Annotated in this window: 12 protein-coding genes; 10 read left to right on the plus strand and 2 right to left on the minus strand. The window is 58.4% G+C overall.

The window, feature by feature from the left end; genetic code table 11:
* Positions 1 to 29: 29 nt before the first annotated feature.
* Positions 30 to 3,632 (plus strand): alpha-(1->3)-arabinofuranosyltransferase domain-containing protein, encoded by a 3,603-nt coding sequence (locus HMPREF3130_RS04530; protein WP_070429411.1) that lies wholly within the window; start codon positions 30 to 32, stop codon positions 3,630 to 3,632.
* Positions 3,633 to 3,638: 6 nt separating this feature from the next.
* On the opposite strand, the gene HMPREF3130_RS04535 is transcribed toward HMPREF3130_RS04530, so the two are convergent.
* On the minus strand, positions 3,639 to 4,907 hold the full coding sequence (locus tag HMPREF3130_RS04535) for an acyltransferase family protein (protein WP_070429412.1): 1,269 nt from the start codon (positions 4,905 to 4,907) through the stop codon (positions 3,639 to 3,641).
* A 196-nt stretch (positions 4,908 to 5,103) separates the two neighbouring features.
* Here HMPREF3130_RS04535 and HMPREF3130_RS04540 point away from each other — a divergent pair, with 196 nt between their 5' ends.
* Together HMPREF3130_RS04540 and HMPREF3130_RS04545 are read left to right on the plus strand one after the other, a co-directional pair.
* Positions 5,104 to 6,264: a cell envelope lipid trafficking protein PgfA gene (locus HMPREF3130_RS04540; RefSeq protein ID WP_070429413.1), complete on the plus strand. Its 1,161-nt coding sequence runs from the start codon at positions 5,104 to 5,106 to the stop codon at positions 6,262 to 6,264.
* Between the two features lie 92 nt (positions 6,265 to 6,356).
* The gene (locus HMPREF3130_RS04545) at positions 6,357 to 8,189 is read left to right on the plus strand and encodes an MmpA family trehalose lipid delivery protein (RefSeq protein ID WP_070429414.1); all 1,833 of its coding nucleotides are present in this window, start codon (positions 6,357 to 6,359) and stop codon (positions 8,187 to 8,189) included.
* Here the strand turns inward: HMPREF3130_RS04545 and HMPREF3130_RS04550 are convergent.
* A complete protein-coding gene (locus HMPREF3130_RS04550; RefSeq protein WP_070429415.1) occupies positions 8,169 to 9,347 on the minus strand; it encodes a glycosyltransferase family 4 protein in 1,179 nt (392 codons plus the stop codon). The two genes, HMPREF3130_RS04545 and HMPREF3130_RS04550, sit on opposite strands and share 21 nt — an antisense overlap.
* Positions 9,348 to 9,440: 93 nt before the next feature.
* On the opposite strand from HMPREF3130_RS04550, the gene HMPREF3130_RS04555 reads away from it, so the two are divergent.
* The 7 genes from HMPREF3130_RS04555 to HMPREF3130_RS04585 all read left to right on the plus strand — a co-directional run bounded on the left by HMPREF3130_RS04555 (position 9,441) and on the right by HMPREF3130_RS04585 (position 21,223).
* A complete protein-coding gene (locus HMPREF3130_RS04555) occupies positions 9,441 to 10,331 on the plus strand; it encodes a class I SAM-dependent methyltransferase (protein WP_070429429.1) in 891 nt (296 codons plus the stop codon).
* A 99-nt stretch (positions 10,332 to 10,430) separates the two neighbouring features.
* Entirely contained in the window at positions 10,431 to 12,008 is a 1,578-nt protein-coding gene (locus HMPREF3130_RS04560; RefSeq protein WP_070429416.1) for a type I restriction-modification system subunit M, read from the plus strand.
* On the plus strand, positions 12,001 to 13,050 hold the full coding sequence (locus tag HMPREF3130_RS04565; protein WP_070429417.1) for a virulence RhuM family protein: 1,050 nt from the start codon (positions 12,001 to 12,003) through the stop codon (positions 13,048 to 13,050). Before HMPREF3130_RS04560 ends, HMPREF3130_RS04565 begins: the two co-directional genes overlap by 8 nt.
* A complete protein-coding gene (locus HMPREF3130_RS04570; protein WP_070429418.1) occupies positions 13,047 to 14,243 on the plus strand; it encodes a restriction endonuclease subunit S in 1,197 nt (398 codons plus the stop codon). The genes HMPREF3130_RS04565 and HMPREF3130_RS04570 overlap by 4 nt, the downstream gene beginning before the upstream one ends.
* A complete protein-coding gene (locus HMPREF3130_RS04575) occupies positions 14,240 to 17,449 on the plus strand; it encodes a type I restriction endonuclease subunit R (protein ID WP_070429419.1) in 3,210 nt (1,069 codons plus the stop codon). Before HMPREF3130_RS04570 ends, HMPREF3130_RS04575 begins: the two co-directional genes overlap by 4 nt.
* Positions 17,450 to 17,681: 232 nt before the next feature.
* Positions 17,682 to 18,917 (plus strand): acetyl-CoA C-acetyltransferase, encoded by a 1,236-nt coding sequence (locus tag HMPREF3130_RS04580; protein WP_048734356.1) that lies wholly within the window; start codon positions 17,682 to 17,684, stop codon positions 18,915 to 18,917.
* Positions 18,918 to 18,991: 74 nt separating this feature from the next.
* The gene (locus tag HMPREF3130_RS04585) at positions 18,992 to 21,223 is read left to right on the plus strand and encodes a 3-hydroxyacyl-CoA dehydrogenase NAD-binding domain-containing protein (RefSeq protein WP_070429420.1); all 2,232 of its coding nucleotides are present in this window, start codon (positions 18,992 to 18,994) and stop codon (positions 21,221 to 21,223) included.
* The last annotated feature ends 81 nt before the right edge of the window (positions 21,224 to 21,304 follow it).

Raw genomic sequence — 21,304 nt, forward strand, 5'->3', positions numbered from 1 at the left:
GCCCTTAACGCTACCCCTCCTTTAACGCTATGCCCACCTTTGTTCGAGCGCGTAAGCGCGTGCTTGTACCTTGGTGGGTTTTGCTGTGCCTGCTGGCATTCATCCAGTCCCCCGGCAAGACTGTCGCTGACACAAAGCACGACCTGACAGAAGACCCCATCGGGTTTTTGTCCGCCTCGCTCAACATGTGGTCAGACACCATGCCACTGGGACAGCTCCAAAACCAGGCATATGGCTATCTCTTTCCACAGGGCGCATTCTTCGCGCTGTTCAGCTTGCTGCCCGATGTCCTAGCGCCCGGCTGGATCATCCAGGCGCTGTGGTGGAGTCTTACTCTCTGCTTGGCTTTTACTGGCACATATCGCGTGGCCGAAGCTATAGGCGTCGGCACGCATACCTCTCGCGTACTGGCGGCGTTGTTGTACTCGTTGTCGCCGCGGGTGATTACGACGTTGGGCGCGATTTCGTCCGAGACCTGGCCCGTAGCGCTGGCACCGTGGATTCTGCTTCCGCTCCTGCGGGTCGCGGCCCGGCGCGAGGAACTGCCCTGGCGCGCGACTGCCCGCGCCGTATTGCTGTCCGGTCTAGCGGTACTGTGCACTGGCGCGGTCAATGCGGTCAGTACAGCTGCGGCTTGCATCCCCGCAGGTCTGATGCTGCTCTTCTTCGCTTTTACGGGGCCTCGCCGCGGGCGTGCGTGGGCGATGCTCGGCGGTTGGCTGGCTGCGTGTGCAGCGGTCAGCATGTGGTGGATTGTGCCACTACTGCTGCTAGGCAAGTACTCACCACCGTTTACGGACTACATCGAGTCCTCCGGCGTGACCACTCGTTGGTTGAGTCTCGGCGAGACGCTCCGCGGCTCCACTTCGTGGACCCCGTTTGTCTCTTTCGAGCGAGTGGGCGGAAATGCGCTGGTCGCGGAGCCCATTCTCATTTACGCCACTCTGGCCGTAGCGGCGATTGGTCTGCTTGGCTTGGTCATGCGCTCACTGCCGCTGCGTCGGATGTGGCTGATGATGCTGCTCATCGGGCTTGTCATCGTGGCGGCCTGGACGGAGCCATTCGGGCTGGTGTGGGAATCGGCTCGAGAGGTGCTCGATTCCACGCTCGCAGCAGTACGCAACCTGCACAAATTCGACACAATTGTGCGCCTGCCACTTGTTATCGGCTTCGCTCATGCGACAGCCCAGCTGCCATGGCCGTGGCGAGAGCCGGCGAACGAGCACAAGAACGAGCGCGCTGACCAGTCGCCGAGCGATTCAGCAGCCACTGGCTGGCAGCAGTGGCTGCACCCTGAGAAGCACCCGCGCGCTATCGCATCGATGCTGGTTCTGGTGATTATCGCCAGTGCCACCGCCCCTGCGTGGAGCGCCCGCCTCGCTCCGGCAGGCGGTTTTTCCGAGGTTCCGGGCTACTGGCACGAAGCTGCCGACTGGCTGAATGAGCAGGGCGAGGACACCCGCACGCTGGTGGTGCCATCATCGCCGTTTGCTGATCAGACATGGGGCAATACTCGCGACGAACCGCTCCAGCCGCTTGCCGACGTGCCTTGGGCCGTCCGCGATACCGTGCCACTAGTGCCCCCAGAGGCGATTCGCGGCCTCGATGGTCTGCGCGATTCGCTGACTCGGGGCCGCGAGGTACCGGCACTGGATGCCACCCTGCGCAACAATGGCATCGGCTATGTGCTGGTCCGCCACGACTTGAGAGTTACCTCGAGGGGCGATTCGCTGCGCGCCATCACCTCCACGCTGCAGGACTCCCCGACCATGGAAAAGGTGGCGGAGTTCACGGACGAGGACGGCCATACCGCTATCCAGATTTGGGGCGCGGGCCCGAAGGAGCTGCGCAATCACGCCCTTTCGCCGCGGTTGGTGGACACTACACAGGTGCCGCTGGTCGCCGGTGGTCCTGAAGTGCTCCCGCGGCTTGATGAGGTCGATTCCGATGCCCCGGTGCGCATCCTGTCCGGTAAGAACGCCGGCACTGTCACCGACACTCCCGCACGCCGCGGCCGCAACTATGGTGAAGTCGTCGGAGCGGAGTCGGCAATCCTGGCCGAAGACGAGGACTCATATGTCCGCAACCTCGTTCCGGACTACCCCGTCGCGGGACTGCCGCTAACCCAGACAGCAACGGGTCGCGCCACAATTGAGGTTTCATCGTCGGCCTCTGAGCCATACAACGTCGGTGGTGCATCGGCTGACCACTCGGTCAACGCAATGCTCGACGGCGACACCTCCACCTGGTGGGAACCCCTGGCGGGCAAGAGTCAGGCTGAGTGGGTCAAGCTGTCGTGGAAGGAACCGACCGATAACGCAGTGCTCAGCCTGACCGGTGCTCGCGTTCCGGCGCAACTGCGCATCCAGACCGATACAGCTTCCAGCTCCGTACAGTTGGTCCCGGGTGAGACGACCCGCATTCCGCTGCCCGGCGGCAAGACCACATCTGTGCTCATCACAGCAAAGATTGCTCCTGTGGGGTTTGCTATCTCCGAGCTAGGACTGGTGATTCCAAAGCGGGACACTGGCTTCGACGCATTCGAATCCAGCAACCCCGATTCCGATGAAGAAGCGGAGCTTTCCGCCGAGGATATAGCGGAGGACCTCACGCCGGTTCGTGTCCCGGTGGTACCGAATTCCTCGTCGCTGGCTCAGCGTTGGGTCTTTGGCCAGGAGATTCACGAGGGCACGCTGGTGCGCCTGTTCACCGTTCCGAAGCCGGTAAAGGTAAAGGTCGATGCTGATACCTGCCGCAGCAGCATCGGAGACCCGTGGGCCAGCCTCCAGCGCGGTGACGGTTCTGATCACCGCGGGCTGACCTGTGGTGAAGAGATTGAGCTCTCGCCGGGGCCATGGCGCATCGATGCCAAGTCCGATTGGGTATCGCTCACCTCGACTGACTACTTCGCACCGTCAGCTGAGCAGCAGAAAGCCACGCCAATCGACCTGAACAATCCTATTGACGCTGCCGACCACGATCGCATCGTGTGGTTGCCAATCTCTGTCAATGCTGGCCACGAGCTTCGTGTCGGAGGTGCCCCCATGAAGCCGGTAACGGTCTCTGGTTGGCAGCAGGGTTGGACGATTCCGGCTGGAATTGGTGGTGCAGTCGAGCTGACCTATCCACCGCAGCAGACCTGGCGTACTGGAATCCTCGCAGGCGGCGCACTCGCAGCTGTGTACGCACTGGTCGCTGTGGGGCTGGCTTTCGCTTGGCGACGATTCGCTCTCACCTCTCCGATTCCCGCATCTTCGCTGGGCAATGACTTGCCGCGGGCGGCTATTGGCATTGCGGCTGCCGCGACAGTGACCCTGGTATCCAGCTGGCCTGGCGTGGTCGTTGCCCTCGTGGTGGTTGCCGCTACCCTTGGTGCGGTTTTCTGGGCACGGAAGCGTGGGGACGTCGTCAAGCCATGGCTGAACGTGCGAAATGCACTAATTGTGGCGCTTGCTGCGATGATGTCGATTGCGGGCTTGGTGCTGGCGGCGAACCCATGGCCAAAGGATGACTACGCCGGTGCCGGCTGGCCGCTTCAGTTACTGCTGACGGCGGCGCTGACGATCGTGGCGTGCTGCTCGATGCTTTCCGGTGGCGGTGCTGATGACGACACCGACAACACCGCTGATTAAAAGCCGTTAGCGGTTGACCCAGACGCGTGCGAAGAAGCGGCGGGCAGGTTCCTCGACGAGCGCGTAGGAGGCGGCGGCCACCGGAATCGACAGTGCGACCGTGACAATGGTGACACTGAGCAGATGTCCGGTGAACAGCTTCACGCCAAGCAGCGGGAATGCAATGGAGAGCATCGCCACATGCCAGAGGAAGATACCGTACGACCAGCGCCCTAGCGCCTGCATGATGGGGTGTTCAAGGAAGCGAGACTCCGGCGCTATCGTCCAGGGGCCGATGATGGCGGCACCGAAGACCAGACCGCACAGCAGGCGGCGGGTGAATTCCCAGTTGGTGAGCTCGACTAGCCCTTCGGGACCCAGGTAGGAAGCCAGAACCAGCGCACCAACGGCGATCGCCAGCCACAGCGAACGGCGGCGTGCCCAGCGCTGCATGGTCTCCACCTTCGCGCGGGCGGCATCGGTATCGACGCCCTGGAGCGATTCCAGCTCGGCGAGAATCATGCCAGCTGCGAACCAGGAAAAGTAGGCAATCGGCTGAATATGCGGGTTAACGCCTTCTGGGTACGGCAGTGGCAGGTAGGGCCAGCCGAAGCTCAAGATCGCAAGCAGGGAAATTGCCACTATGCGGCGCCCCTGCTGGCGATGCGGGTCCAACCGGCTAAGCCCAATGGCAAACAGCGGCAGCGCGATGTAGAACGCGACCTCCACCGACAACGACCACAGGTGCGTCAACCCACCGTGCAGCGAGCCGGAGAAATACACCTGTGTCAGCGTCAGATTTGTTAGCCAAATCTTGAGATCCGCGCCGCGCCCCACCGGCAGTGCGATGAGCACAATAAGCACTAGCACCCAGTACGCGGGCATAATGCGCGCGACGCGCTTCTTGTAGTACTTCGCCCAGCTCTTCTTCCGTCCGCCGTCGGCATCGGACAATGCTTTACGACGGGGAATTCCGCCGTAACCCGAGCGGTGAGAACGCCACAACAGGAATCCGGACAGCACGAAGAATACGGCCACGAAGAAGTCGAAGCGGCCGAGGATGCGCTCCCACAGGGCTCCCACATCATGCCCGGTCTGGAATGCGACGTGCGTGCCGATGATGCCCATCGAAGCCACAGCTCGCAGGCCCTCCAGCGAAGGCAGGAAGCCTGGGCGGAATATGGTGGCAGAGCTCGATGCAGTGCTGGATCCCGAGCTGGATGCAGTGTTCGGCACAGAGCTCGACGCTGTGTCTTGCCTAGCGTTCGGCGCTGCCGCAAATGCCTTGGACGTCATAGTACTTTCTTACACGGATACCGGAATGAGTAAAATTACTTGCATTCTATTATGAAATAAGTCCTGTTCAGGCCGGTTTTTCCAAAACTCTTTTGTTTTCCCGACAAGTTATTTTTAAAAAACACACCACATAACTTCTAACTTCCTGCTAGGTTTTGCAGCAGAAAGTTACGTACAGTTAAAGGACTATCCGCTGATGAAGAGAACTCTCGGACATGCACTGATTATCATCGGTGCTGCATTGATTGTCATTGCCGTCCTTCTGCCAACCTTCCTGGTGCCTCGCCTCCGGGTCATCCCACTTGACACTGTGAGCGACACCATCACGGAGGTGCGCGACGGCACTCTGTTGGACTCCAGCCAGCTGGGCAAGAATGAGCCAACGCCAAACCGCAAGAATGACCCGCGTTGCAAGGCAGAGACGGACGAAGAGAAGCGCGATCTCCCGGTCCACTGCTTCATCAACGACAAGACTCCGATGCAGTCGAAGCGCCACGTTGAGATTGAGGAGCCGGCTGACGACAAGATCGCAACCCTCCAGGTCGGTACCACCCTGCTGCGCGATGACCGCGAAGAGCCGAAGAACCTCATCAATGCGACCCTCGACCGCATCACTGTTGACCGCAGTACTGCGTACCCGGTAGATGACCCGATCTCCAGCGTTGCTATTAACGCGCCCCAGGGTGGTTCGGACACCAAGCCGCCGACGTTCACCCGTCCGGGCATCCAGTACCAGTTCCCGTTTGGTGCCGAGAAGAAGTCCTACCCGTACTACGACGTCCAGGCGATGCGTAACTTCGAGATTGACTTCGTCGGTGAGGAAACTCAGGATGGCGTCAAGGTCTACAAGTACTCCATGACCATTCCGCCGCAGAACCTCTACGAGTCCCTGACCGAGCACTTCACTCGCGACGGCCGCAAGCTCACCGAGGCTGACAAGTCCTCGCTGGCCTCCATGCGCCTGAGCTTCCCGGCTCACAAGTGGGGCCTGGAGGGTGACGACGACGTCGAGTTGGATCGTTACTACACCAACGTCCGTACTGTTCGCGTCGAGCCGACCTCTGGCGTGATCGTCAACGGTACTGAAGAGATGTTCATGTTCTACGCCAAGGATCAGAAGGAAGCGGAAGAAATTGCTTCCAAGGCTGGCCGTGAGAAGGAAGCCAAGGAGCAGAACCGCACCGCGATGAAGTACACCGCTCAGTGGGACGAAGGCTCCAAGGGCCGTCAGATGGACCGTGCTAAGGAAGCACGTAAGTCGCTGACTATCGGTGGCACTGTCGCACCGTGGATCCTCGGCATCCTCGGCCTGGTTCTCATCGTGATTGGCTTCCGCATTCGCAGCAAGTCCGCCTAAGAGACCAAGCCACGAGGCCCTTAAGATGCCTCAGGCACTCGCTTAGCCCGAGTTTCACTGAGGAAATCTAAAAATAATTTAATATAGGGCACGTGACACAACGTTTCCGCACTACTCTGACCCAGTCGGCTCGCTCTCATTCGGAGCGAGTCGCCTGGGTTTTTGTGTTGTCGTGGATTCTCTTACTGACCGCTGCCGTGTGCTGGCCTCTCTTTGCGCCTCTCAAGGCCCCGGCTGATGGTCGCTTTGGGGCGCCGATTTTCCTGCTGCGCGACATGGTCATCCCCAATCACCCACCGCTTACCGACGCGGCCCTGGGACTCGGCCCCGCTGCGGCACGAGCTGTTCCACAGGACACCGCACTGTGGGCACTGGGGTACTTTGTGGATGCCAGCCATTGGGTGCGCTTCGCCATGGTGGGCGCCTGTTTGATTGGTGGTCTTGCAGCTGCTGAGCTCGCCCGCAGGTTCACTCGCCGCGACTCTGGCACTAGTGGCGTATCCGGTGCCGGCCTTATCCCCATGACTCCGAGCTTGGCCAGTCAGCTGATCGCACCGACGATGCTGCTCTGGAACCCGTTCGTCGTCGAGCGTTTACTCCAGGGACAGTGGTCACTGGTCATCGCCGTATTGTTACTTCCTGCAGTAGTTCTGGCAACACAGATGGGTAGTGCTTTGTGGCGCACCAGCGCCATTGCCGCTGCGGGCCTCACACCGACTGGTGCCCTTTTAGCTGGTATCACCGGCATTGCTGCCGCCCGCAATAACCGCGACCGCGCTTGGATTGCGGCCACAACAGTGGCGGTCAGTTCACCGTGGTTGGTGGCATCTTTGCTTAACCCGAGTGCAGCTGGGTCCTCCGATGTTGCTGGCGCTGCCGCATTTGCGGCCCGAGCAGAGGCTCACGTCGGCACGCTCGGCAGCCTGTTGGGGCTGGGTGGCATCTGGAATAAGCAGGCTGTGCCACTGACGCGCGAGGCTGGTTTTTCGGCGATCATGGTGCTGGCACTCCTGGTGCTTATGGGGCTGGGATTCCGTCGTGTCTGGCATTCGCAGGAGCGCTGGCGGGGGCTGATTATCACCGGCGCCGTGAGCATTGTGCTCGTCGCTCTCGCCGCAACAACGCCGGGCATTTTGATGATGGGTTGGGCACTCGAGCACATCCCGGGGGCGGGTCTGCTTCGCGATGCACAGAAGTGGATCGCGCTCGCTGTCCCTGCCTATGTCATCCTCGCCGCCAGTGGTGCGGAGTACCTGGCACGTCGCGCGCGCAGTGCCACCGCCAATGTCGGTCAGTGGTTGGCTACTGGCGTCAGCGCGCTCATCATCATTGTCGCTGTCCCCACGCTGCCCGCCGATGTCGCTCCACTCCGCCCCATTCCGTCATGGGAGGGCTGGTCGGCAGTTTCCGGTGTCGTCGCGCTTGACGACGATCGCGTTGCGGTTCTACCTGCCGGTTCTTACCGCATCATTGATGGGCGCCCTGTCCTCGACCCGGCTACGAAGATTTTGCCCGCTCCGGTGGTGAGCTCCGGCGAATTGATCGTCTCTGGGCAGTCGGTGTCTGGCGAGGGAGCCACAACCGTTGAGCGTACGCTGCTCGGCGGTGCGAAGAGGCAGGCGGAGCTTGCGTCTGCGCTCCAGAGCCTTCGAGACCAGGGCGTTGGCTGGGTCCTAGTGGAGAATTCGCCCGGCAACTTCGGCGATTCAGCTGACATTGTGGCAGCGCTAGATCCCGTCTATGAAACACCTGACCTGCAGCTATACCATGTCCCCGGCGTTATCGATCCGACCACAGAACCAAGCCAGGGGGCCTATGCAGCTGCGTGGATGGCTTTTGGAATCTGGGCTCTTTGCCTGCTCGCTGGGCTACTGGCGGGACTACTGGCTGGAGTAAAGGAAGCGCTACTGCCCCGCCGCAGGTAGCAGCTTGTCCAGAGTTGGGTTTTCCAAGACATTCAGAACTGCCTCGCCAGTTTTATCCCAACCAAATTCCGCAGCACGCGCGACGCAGGCCTTGGACATGGCGCGATGCAGTTCGCCGTTATCGAGAATCTGTCGTGTCTTGGTAATTAGGTCCGCTTCATCGCTGGCCAGCAGGCCAGTTTCACCGTCGTTGACCGAATCGCGCAAGCCCGCCGAGGATCGGTAACCGACCGTCGGCACGCCGTGCTGCGCCGATTCGATGACGGCGAGCCCCCAGCCCTCCTTGCGCGAAGGCATCAGATGCAGACATGCCTTGGAGAGGATGCGGTGTTTATCCGCCTCTGTGACCTGCCCGTGGAAGACCACGTGATCCGAAACGCCCTTGTCACGGGCGTATTCCACGAGGTTGTCGTGCCACCACCCCGAGCCAATAACATCGAGAATCGCACCTGGACGATCCTGCACAAGATCTGCGAGCACATCGATGGCGTGCTCAATCTGCTTATGCGGGACCAATCGCGACAGCGTCACCAGATGCGGTGCCGGACCGTCGCACTCGGATAGGTCTGCCATGATTTCGGTCGACTGCAACTCCTCCGGAATCGGGTCCACACCATTGCGAATCACCGCGATGCGCCCCGGCGACACTCCGAGTTCTACCAGTTCAGCGGCACTTGGTTCGGAAACGGTGATGTAGCGGCTGCGGCGGTGAATCATCGGCGACAGACGCGACTCGATGAACCACCCCAGCTGGCTAATGATCGGCCCCGCCACTGGCCACTGTTCACGGTGGCAGTGATGTGTCAGGAGCACCGTCGGTGCGCCGGAGAAAATCCGCGCGAAAAAGGGGACACCGTTTTGGGTATCGACCACGACATCCGGCTTGCCGCCGAGCGCCTTGGCAATTGGCCCCACGCCAAATCTAGCCCCCAGCATCGCGGTCCAGGAGCGCACGTAGACGGAGAAGTTTCCACCAGCGCGGGAGAAAGTCACGCCGTCACGGCGCGAAAGGGCCGGTGCGCCTGGGTAGCTGGCCGTGCGGAACACCACAGTGTGACCTTGGTCAGCAAGGTAACCTGCGACGCGCTCCAAATAGCGCTCACTACCTCCACCTTCGGGATGACCAGTGTCGCGCCAACACAACAATAAGATTTTCATAACAATATGAGCCTAACGCTCGGCGCGGCTTTCGTTGCCGCTTTAGCTCAAATCCATACTCCCAGACCCGACCAGTCCATTAGATTGTTTGACGTGACCAGCTTTCGCTTTCCCGCTTTTATCATCCCGCCCGCTCTGAAAGAGCTGCGCAGCTTTGCTACGCTGTCGCGCTCATTCGGTCTGCTCAACGACTTCAAATACGAGCAAACCGATCCCGATATCTTCTACGGGCACCTTGCCGAGGACACCATCGGCCTCCTAGAAAGCATCGCGGCTGGCGCGGATGGTTCAGTGGATGCGAGGGGCACCGCTGGTACGGCGGAGTCGCCGGGCGCAGGGAGGCCGGTGGGCACGTCGTCAAGCGTTACGACGAATACCTCTCTGCGTGGCAAGCGCATCCTTGATGTCGGCGGCGGCCCGGGGTACTTTGGCCGAGCATTTGCCCAGCGTGGCGTGGAATATTACACCTGTGAACCAGATGTGGGCGAGATGGCGGCGGCGGGCATCAAGCTGGAGTCGTCGGTACGCGGATCGGGGCTGGAACTGCCGTTTCGCGATGACGCTTTTGACCTGACATACTCATCGAACGTTGCCGAGCACGTGCCCGAGCCATGGACGATGGGCGAGGAAATGCTGCGTGTAACCAAGCCGGGCGGACTGGTCGTCTACTCGTACACCATTTGGTACGGCCCGTTCGGCGGCCACGAGATGGGGATGACGCACTACCTGGGTGGCGACCGCGCACGGCGCATGTATGAGAAGAAGCACGGCAAGCGGCCGAAGAACTACTTTGGCGAGTCCCTGTTCAAGGTCGGTTGCGGTGAAGGTTTGAAGTGGGCGCACGCTGCCACGGAGGCCGGCGACTGCGAACTGCTGGCCGCTTTCCCGCGCTACCACCCGTGGTGGGCCTGGTGGATGGTGCACGTGCCGGGGCTGCGGGAGTTCGCGGTGTCGAACCTGGTGCTAGTGCTGCGGAAGCGGTAGGGGGCCGGTTTCTCTCGGAGCGTGCTCCCCTAACTTCGCACTTCCTGCAACTAGACTGGAAAACCAAGCATTTTTACTGATTGAGCGGGGATTTTAACGATGAGCGACGCGGACCGGGCGCAGCTGCACAGGACTATTTGGAACATCGCCAACGACTTGCGTGGCAGCGTGGATGGTTGGGATTTTAAGTCTTATGTGCTCGGCATGATGTTCTACCGCTTTATCTCGGAGAAGCTCTCCGAGTACATCGATGACGGAGAACGCGCCGCCGGAAATGAGGACGCGGATTACGCTTCCCTTTCTGACAAGGATGCTGAGTGGGGACGCACCAGTATCGTCGAGGAAAAGGGCTACTTCATTTTGCCCTCTGAGTTGTTTACCAATGTCTGCAAGCAGGCGGCTGACGAACATTACCGCGAGAACCTCAATGAGCGACTGCAGCAGGTATTCAAAAATATCGAAGCATCTGCAAAAGGCACCGCTAGCGAAAGCGATCTTCAAGGGCTTTTCGACGACATCAACCTGGACAGCAACAAGCTTGGCAACTCGGTCATCGAACGCAATAACAAGATTTACGAGCTGATGAGGCATATCGGCAATATGCCTCTCACCGTTAAAGCCGATGACAACTCCATCGACCTATTCGGCGATGCCTACGAGTACTTGATGGGCATGTATGCCTCTCAGGCAGGCAAGTCCGGTGGCGAGTACTACACGCCGCAGGAAGTCTCTGAGCTGCTGACTCGAATCACTGTGGTGGGCAAAAAGAGCGTGAACAGGGTATACGACCCGGCTGTCGGCTCCGGTTCGCTGCTGCTGAAATTCAAGAAGGTGCTAGGCGAGGGCGGTGTCCGCGAGGGCTACTACGGCCAGGAAATCAACCTGACCACCTATAATCTTGCGCGCATCAACATGTTCTTGCACGATGTGAACTTCGACAATTTCGACATTGCGCTGGGCAATACCCTCACCGAACCTGCGCACTGGGATAACCAGCCGTTTGAAGCAATCGTGTCCAACCCTCCCTACTCCATCAAATGGGAGGGCGATAACAATCCTCTGTTAATTAACGATCCGCGCTACGCACCGGCAGGCGTCCTTGCGCCGAAGTCAAAGGCTGACTTGGCTTTCACGATGCATATTCTCTCGTGGCTTGCGACGAATGGCACAGCCGCAATTGTTGAGTTCCCCGGTGTGCTTTACCGCGGCGGCGCGGAGAAGAAGATCCGCAAGTACCTGGTGGATAACAACTATGTGGATACGGTTATTCAGTTACCGCCGGATCTTTTCTTCGGCACCACCATCGCGACCTGCATCATCGTGTTGAAGAAGTCGAAGAAGGACAATTCGGTTCTCTTCATCGATGCCTCCGCAGAGTTTGAGCGCAGTGGCAACAAGAACCGACTGAATGACAAGAACCAGAAGAAGATTCTGAATGCCTTCACTGCCCGAGAGGATGTGGAGTATTTCACCAAGCTGGTGCCCGCTGAGGAGATTGCGGATAACGACTACAACATCGCAGTTTCCTCCTACGTCGAACCCGAGGACACCCGCGAGGTCATTGACATCGTGGAGCTGAATAAGCAGATTGTTGGCATTGTGGAGCGCCAGCGCCAGCTGCGCGAGGCGATCGATGAGATTGTCACAGACCTTGAGGGAACCCGCACCGATGCCTGACATGAACCGTGACATGAGCATGGCGTCTGCGGGCGAGCTGGTGATGTTCCGCACGGACGACGGCGCTACTCGCATTGAAGTACGGCTTGTCGACGAAACCGTCTGGCTCACCCAGGCCCAAATGGTGGAGCTGTTTCAGTCGTCGAAGGCGAATGTCTCCGAACATATTAGGAATGTGTTTGCGGAAGGTGAGCTTCCCAGGTCAGAGGCAACTGTTCGGAAATTCCGAACAGTTCAACTCGAAGGCTCAAGGGAAGTTTCGCGCGAGCGGGAGCACTACAACCTCGACGTGATTATCTCCGTGGGCTACCGAGTGAGGTCCTTGCGGGGTACTCAGTTCCGGCAGTGGGCACTAGGCGTTTTGCGCGAATACCTGATTAAGGGCTTCGCCATGGATGATGAGCGACTGAAAGAGGGCGGTGGCGGAACATACTGGCGTGAATTGCTGGAACGCATCCGCGATATTCGCTCTAGTGAGAAGGTCATTCATCGCCAGGTTCTAGATTTGTACGCCACCAGCGTGGATTACGATCCGCGGGCCGCTGTGAGTAAGCAGTTCTTTGCGACGGTCCAGAATAAACTTCATTTTGGTGCTCACGGCCACACGGCAGCCGAGGTGGTTTACGAGCGTTCGGATGCCACAAAGCCAAACATGGGGTTGACAAATTGGAAGGGCGAGCGCATCACCAAGGCTGAGGTGGAAATTGCCAAAAACTACCTTACCGAGGACGAGCTAAAACGCCTGAATACCTTGGTTTCTGCCTACTTCGATGCGGCAGAATTCCGTGCGCAGATGCACCAGCCTACGTATATGGCGGACTGGATGGATCACCTCACCACAATGATTGCGGCCATGGGTGGCAAGTCCTTGGAGGGAGCAGGAACGGTTTCCCACCGCCAAGCAGCACAGAAGGCCCATGAGGAATACGAGAAGTACAAAACTGTGATGGATGCCCAACCCAGTGGTGTGGAGCGGGACTACCTCAAGGAAATCACTGCAGTTCAGAAAAAGATTCAGCAAACACCGAAGGAGCAGAAGTGAACCAGATTGAAAAGCTCATCGAGGAACTCTGCCCGGATGGTGTGGAGTACAAACCGCTGGGGTCCTTAGGGGTTCGAAATAAAGGCATTCCGATCACCGCAAAGAAAATGCGCGATATTGCAGACAACACTGGTGATATCAAAATATTTGCAGGCGGGAAAACTTCAGTACAGGCCCGGTCGACATCAATTGAGTCAAAAGGAATAATTTACAAACCGAGCATCATCGTAAAATCTCGCGGCTATATTGGTTTTGAATACTACGACCAACCATTCACACATAAATCCGAATTATGGTCTTACTCAATAAATGAGAATGGGAACATTAACCAGAAATTCGTCTTCTATTATCTAACTACCAAATCTCCACAACTTCAGGAGTACGCACGGGCAACATCGGTAAAAATCCCACAACTTAGTGTTAAGGATACGGACACTTTACCTATCCCCATCCCACCTCTGATTATTCAGAATGAAATTGTAAAAATCCTCGATACCTTCCAATCGCTGGAAGCGGAGCTGGAAGCGGAGCTGGAAGCTAGGAAAAAGCAGTATGAATTTTATCGTGACCAACTGCTGACATTTACCGAGAGAGAGAGAGTCCGGTGGGCAACATTAGGCGAGGTTTCCCAGCGGGTCAGCTCAGGCGCAACTCCGGCAAAATCAAACAGAGGTTTTTACCAAGGTGGAAAGATACCTTGGCTTCGAACTCAAGAGGTCGTTTTCAACGAGATTTACTCAACCAACGAATTCATTACCGAGCAAGCTGTCGCGCAAACAGGGGCGCACTGGATTCCAGAAAATTGTCTGATTGTTGCAATTTCAGGAGCAAGCGCCGGCCGTTGTGCAGTGAATAAAATCCCCCTAACCACTAATCAACATTGTTGCAACATAGAAATCGACGAAACAGCTGTTAATTTTAAGTTCGCTTTCTACTGGACAGCTGCTCAATATGAAGAATTGAAGGCATTAGGACGCGGTGCGCGTTCCGACCTTAATTCCAAAATTATTAAGAATTTCCGAATCCCCATCCCTCCCCTTGAAGAACAGCAGCGCATCGTAAACATCCTCGACAAGTTCGATGCACTCGTGAATGACCTCACTTCCGGTCTGCCTGCCGAGATTGAAGCTCGCCGGCAGCAGTACGAGTACTACCGGGATCAACTACTGACTTTTAAGGAATTGGCAGCATGAACCAGGACGGCGTCGGCAAGCGACGAGTAACCAAGTACGACCCGATCGCTGTCGGTGAGCAGAGCACCGTCGTAGCGGAGTACCAGGCCGAGGAGCGCACCTCGGAGGACTACCAAACCGAGGCGCAACTGGAGCAGGAACTCATCGACATCCTCCAGTCGCAGGCCTACGACTACCTGCCCATCCACAGCGAAGCAGACCTCGTTGCCAACCTTCGCCGCCAACTAGAAACCCTCAACCACGTCACCTTCAGCGACGCGGAATGGGAACGGTTCTATCGCACCTGCATCACCAGCGCCAACGACGGAATCAAGGAAAAGACCCGTCGCATCCACGAAGACCACATTCAGGTTCTTACGCGTGACGACGGCACGAGCAAAAACATCCGACTGCTGGATAAAGCAAATGTCCATAACAACCGGCTGCAGGTCATTAACCAATACGAGGTGGAAAAGGGCGAAGGCGGCGCGAAACAGTCGAATCGTTACGATGTCACCATCCTGGTCAATGGCCTTCCCATGGTGCACATCGAACTCAAGCGCCGTGGCGTAGATCTGCGTGAAGCCTTTAACCAAATCAGGCGCTACCAGCGCGACTCTTTCTGGTCTGGTGACGGTTTGTTCGATTATGTGCAGCTGTTTGTCATCAGTAACGGCACGCTGACCAAGTACTACTCCAACACCACCCGTGAACTACACATCAAGGAAACGGGTGGAAAAGGCCGCCCGGCGCGCGGTGCTAAGAGCTTCGAATTCACATCATGGTGGGCTGACGCAAACAACAAACCCATTCGGGATCTCGTTGGCTTCACGAAGACATTCCTGTCCAAGCACTCGCTTCTCAATATTCTGACCAAGTACTGCGTCTTCACCGCTGCGGAAGAACTACTGGTGATGCGCCCGTACCAGATCGTCGCCGCTGAGAAGATTCTGCAACGAATTGCGATTTCCAATAACTATCGTGAACGCCTTGGCACCACGGAGGCTGGCGGCTACATCTGGCACACAACCGGTTCGGGGAAAACCCTCACCTCATTCAAAGCGGCACAGCTGGCTAGCAAACTCTCGCATGTAGATAAGGTCCTTTTTGTCGTCGACCGCAAGGACCTCGACTACCAAACCATGCGTGAGTATGACCGCTTCCAAAAGGGTGCTGCCAACTCCAACACCTCGACCGCCGTGCTGAAGAAGCAGCTGGAAGACGACGATGCGGCCATCATCATCACCACAATTCAGAAGCTGTCGAACTTCATTGCAGGCAACAAGCACCACGATGTCTACAGCAAGCATGTGGTCATCATCTTCGACGAATGCCACCGCTCCCAATTCGGTGACATGCACACTGCCATCACGAAGGCATTCAAAAAGTACAACCTCTTCGGCTTCACCGGAACGCCCATCTTCGCCGACAACTCCACCAGCGGCACCAAGGCCAACCTCAAAACCACCGAGCAGGCTTTCGGCAAACGACTCCACGCCTACACCATCGTTGACGCCATCACTGATAAAAATGTCCTGCCCTTCCGGATTGACTACGTCAACACCATCTCGGTTGGGAACGTTAAGGACAAGGAAGTCACAGGTATCGATACTGAAGGCGCACTCCTGGCGGAGCCACGCCTGAAAAACATCGTCGACTACACGCTCGAACATTTCGCTCAGAAAACGAAGCGTGAAACCTTCTACGAACACCGCGTTGTCGAGAACGTATCCGCCTCAGCAAAGGCCCGACACCGCGGTCGCATTAAGGAAATAAAGAAAGAACAACGAGTTCGTGGCTTCAATGCTATCTTCGCCACCGCTTCTGTTGAGGCTGCCTACACCTATTACAACCTCTTCAAAGAAGCACAAGCGTCACTGCCGGAAGCAGAGCGGCTGAAGATTGCCATGATTTACTCATTCGCGCCAAATGAGGCCGAAAAGGATGAGTCACCGACGATTCCGTCGTCAAGCGAAAAGAAGAGCGATGTGGCAGCTAATGCTGTGGCCAATGAGACAGGCCTGCTCCTTGAAGAGGGCATGGAGCCAGAGCAGCTGCCCAAGGTTGCGCGCGACCATCTGGAAACGGCGATTGCCGACTACAACGGATACTTCAAAACCAACTACGACACCTCCGCCGAAAAATTCCAGAACTACTACAAAGACCTTTCCCTGCGCATGAAGAACAGGGAAGTCGATATGACCATCGTGGTCAACATGTTCCTCACCGGATTCGACGCCACCACCTTGAACACCCTGTTCGTGGACAAGAACCTGAAGTACCACGGATTGATTCAGGCGTTCTCCCGTACCAACCGAATCCTTAACTCAGTCAAGACTTACGGCAGCATTGTCTGCTTCCGCGACCTCGAAGATGCCACGAATGAGGCGCTGCGACTCTTCGGCGATACCGAAGCAGCGAGCGTGGTGCTGCTCAAGCCCTACGCTGAGTACTTTGCGGAATACGCGAAGCTCGTAAATCAGCTGCTCCAGGAATACCCGCTGGATAAGGCCATTGTTGGCGAGAAAGCGAAGAAGGAGTTCATCAAGCTTTTCGGAGCAATTCTGCGTGTCCAAAACATCCTGACCTCCTTCGACCAATTCGCTGATGACGCGCTGCTGACGCCTCGCCAGGAGCAGGATTACCGCAGTATCTACCTCGACCTTTTTGCGGAATTCCGTACTGAAAGCAACGGGGACCAGGAGTCCATCAACGAAGATGTGGTCTTCGAAATGGAGCTAATCAAACAAGTCGAGATCAATGTCGACTACATTCTCATGCTCGTCGAGCAATACCGCGAAACCCACGGCAGCGACGAGAGAGAAGAAATCCGTGCCCAAATTTCCCGTGCTGCAAACTCCAGCCCATCGCTGCGGAACAAGCGCGACCTGATCGAAGAATTCGTCAACACCGTGAGCCTGACACAGCCCGTTGACGAGCAGTGGGAGGAATTCATCAGGACCAAACGCACGGAAGAACTCAATGCGATCATCACTGAAGAAAAGCTGCGGATGCCCACTGCGCAATCTTTCATTGAAGAGGCGCTGACCACCGGCATTGTCAGCACGCTTGGCACCGGAATTGTTCGAGTTCTTCCGCCAATGTCGCGGTTTACTCCAGGTAATGAGCGTGAAAAGGTCAAGACGCGGGTGCTGCAGCGCATCCAGGCCTTTGTCGAGCGCTATCGGAACTTGGGGTTCGCGCAGGATGATGGAGAGGCGGCTTGATGGGAGCCTGAAGGAGCGGGCGATTGCAGGATTCGACTTTTGCCGGTCTGCCTCCGCGACTCTGCGCCCAAAACTACTTATGTAATTACCCCCGGTTTCTCCCATAACCCCAGGTGAGAGACTACGGCGAGTTAACTTTCTCCCCAGCACCCCTCAAATCACCCCCGGCAATCCGCCATTCGTTATAGAGTGACGCACGACACTTTACGACGAATCTGTGAGGTAAAAACACATGACTTCCGCCACCATTCAGCCGGGCGGCGAAGCCTTCATCTACGAGGCAATTCGCACCCCGCGCGGCAAGGGCAAGAAGGACGGCTCCCTCCACGAGGTACGCCCGGTATCACTTCTCGTCGGCCTCATCGACGAAATTCGCAACCGCTTCCCGGAGCTGGATGAAGAACGCATCAGCGACCTCATCGTTGGCTGCGTCAGCCCGGTCGGCGACCAGGGTGCGGACATTGCCCGCACCGCAGCTCTCACCGCAGGTCTGCCGTACCGCACCGGCGGTGTCCAGATCAACCGCTTCTGCGCTTCCGGCCTCTCCGCCATCAACTTGGCTGCTCAGAAGGTCCGCTCCGGCATGGACGAGCTCGTCCTCGCCGGTGGCGTCGAGTCCATGTCCCGCGTGCCAATGATGTCCGACGGCGGCGCAATGGCAATGGATGCACAGGTCTCGTTCGCAACTGACTTCGTCCCGCAGGGTATCTCCGCTGACCTGATTGCATCACTTGACGGCTTTGACCGTGAGTCCCTCGACGAAATGGCAGCACTCTCCCACGCCCGTGCCGCAAAGGCATGGTCCGAGGGCCGCTTCGACCGCTCCGTCGTCCCAGTCAAGGACGCTAACGGCCTGACCATCCTGGACCGCGATGAGACCATCCGCGAGGGCGTCTCCGCAGAGTCCCTCTCCGGCCTGCGCGCAGCCTTCACCATGATGGGCGAGCAGGGTGGCTTCGACGCAGTTGCACTGAAGAAGTACCCGCAGCTTGAGCGCATTAACCACGTCCACCACGCAGGTAACTCCTCCGGCATCGTCGATGGCGCTGCACTGACCCTGGTTGGTTCTGAGAAGGCCGGCGCAGACATGGGGCTGACCCCGCGCGCACGCGTTGTCGCCACCGCTGTCAATGGTGTCGAGCCGACCATCATGCTCACCGGTATCGAGCCGGCTGTCCGCGAGGCACTGGCCAAGGCCAACCTGACCGTCGACGATATCGACGTGTGGGAGATCAACGAGGCGTTTGCCGCCGTCGTCAAGCATGCCCAGCAGAACCTGGGCATCGACTACGACAAGCTCAACATCAACGGTGGCGCAATGGCCATGGGTCACCCGCTGGGTGCAACCGGTGCCATGATCACCGGCGCCGCAATCGACGAGCTGCACCGCACCGGTGGCCGTTACGCCCTCATCTCGCTCTGCGTGGCTGGTGGCATGGGTGTTGCAACCATCATCGAGCGCGTCTAAAGCAAACCGGAACGAAACTCACAGCGACAATTACCGCGGTCACACCGCGATAACCACAAAGGACTGACTGATTTATGAGCACAGATAACATGTTCCGGTGGGATCAGGACGACGCCGGAATCGTCACCCTCACCATGGATGACCCGAATGCGCCGGTCAACACCATGAACAAGACTTTCCAGGACGACATCCGCGCCACCGTGGAGCGCCTGGAAAACGAAATTGGCGACGGCTCTGAGACCTCCATCAAGGGCATCATCATCACCTCTGCGAAGAAGACTTTCTTCGCAGGTGGCGACATCAAGCAGATGTCCAAGGCCACTGAGGACGATGCAGCTGACATGTTCAACATGGTCGAGGATATGAAGGCCTCTCTGCGTCGCCTGGAGAAGCTCCCGGTGCCGATTGTTGCCGCCATCAACGGCGCAGCATTGGGCGGCGGCCTCGAGGTCGCGCTGGCTGCTAACCACCGCGTTGCTGCCGATGCCCGCGGTTCCAAGATTGGCCTGCCAGAGGTCACCCTCGGCCTCCTGCCGGGCGGCGGCGGTGTCTCCCGCGTCGTTCGCATGCTGGGCATTCAGGACGCGCTGATGAAGGTCATTCTGACCGGCGCTCAGATGAACCCGGGCAAGGCCCTCGCAGCTGGTCTCGTTGACGAGGTTGTTGCTCCGGAGCAGCTCATTGACACTGCCCGAGCATGGCTGACCAGCGAAGATGCCAAGGCCGCACAGCCGTGGGATGAGAAGGGCTTCAAGATTCCGGGCGGCGACCCGAAGACTCCGAAGTTCGCAATGAACCTGCCGTCCTTCCCGGCAAACCTGACCAAGCAGCTCAAGGGCTCCCCGATGAAGGCTCCGCGCCTTGCGATGCAGGCTGCCATCGAGGGCTCTCAAGTCGACATCGACACCGCACTGCGTGTCGAGTCCCGCTACTTCACCGAGCTGGTCACCGGCACTCAGTCGAAGAACATGATGCAGGCGTTCTTCTTCGACCTCAATCACGCTCAGGGCGGCGGCTCCCGTCCGCTGCAGGCTGATGGCACCCCGTACCCGAAGCGCGAGTTCAAGAAGGTTGCCGTCGTTGGCGCCGGCATGATGGGCGCAGGTATTGCATACGTTTGCGCGAAGGCTGGCATGGAAGTTGTCCTGAAGGACATTTCCCTGGAGAACGCCGAGCGCGGCAAGGCCTACTCCGAGGGCCTGGAGGCCAAGGCTCTCAAGCGCGGTCGCACCACTGAGGAGAAGTCCGCAGCACTGCTGAACCGCATCAAGCCGACCGAGTCCTACGACGATCTGTCCGATGTCGACCTGGTCATCGAGGCCGTCTTCGAGAACACCGACCTCAAGCACAAGGTTCACGCCGAAATCGAGGCCGCGGTTCCGGAGACCTGCATCCTGGGCTCCAACACCTCCACCCTTCCGATCACCGAGCTGGCTTCCCACGTCAAGCGTGAGAAGGACTTCATCGGCCTGCACTTCTTCTCCCCGGTGGACAAGATGCAGCTGATCGAAATCATCTCCGGCGACAACACCGACCCGGCAATCCTCGCCGCTTCGCTGGACTTCGCTGTTGCAATCCGCAAGATTCCGATTGTCGTTACCGACTCCCGCGGTTTCTACACCTCCCGCGTCATCGGCACCGTCATCAACGAGGCCCTGCGCATGGTTGCCGAGGGCTACGACCCGGCCATCATCGAGGCCGCTGGTCGCCAGGCTGGTTACCCGGCACCGCAGCTCCAGCTTGCCGACGAGCTGAATCTCAAGCTCATGGAGAAGATCGCTGGCGAGACCCGCGCTGCCGCCGAGGCTGCAGGTCAGACCTTGGACGAGGGCGGCGTGCCGGCTCTGGTCGAGGCCATGCTGCACAAGTTCGAACGCCCGGGCAAGCTCGAGGGCAAGGGCTTCTACGAGTACGTCGACGGCAAGCGCTCCGGTCTCTGGCCGGGCCTGTTCAACGAGCTGCGCGAGGAGCTGAACATCACCCCGATCGCTCCGGAAGACACCGACCTGCAGGAGCTGGTCGACCGCATGCTCTTCATCGAGGCCATCGAGACTCAGAAGTGCGTCGACGAGGGCGTTCTGCTTCACGACGCCGACGGCAACATCGGCTCCATCTTCGGTATCGGCTACCCGGCCTGGACCGGTGGTACTCGCCAGTTCATTAAGAACTACGACGGCGCCACTGTTGTCGACCCGGCCGCAGCTCACCCGGAGCGCCGCGGCGTCGCGGGCTTCGTCGAGCGCGCCGAAGAGCTGGCCGCTAAGCACGGTGAGCGCTTCAACGCTCCGGAGTCCCTGAAGAAGTAAGTTTCTTCGCGCATCCACCCCAGTTGCTGGAATTGTTCCAGTAACCGGGGTTTTCTGCCTTCGAGGCCCTGCAAGGCGCAT

Source organism: Corynebacterium sp. HMSC14B06, assembly GCF_001807075.1.
GTDB lineage: Bacteria > Actinomycetota > Actinomycetes > Mycobacteriales > Mycobacteriaceae > Corynebacterium > Corynebacterium jeikeium_D.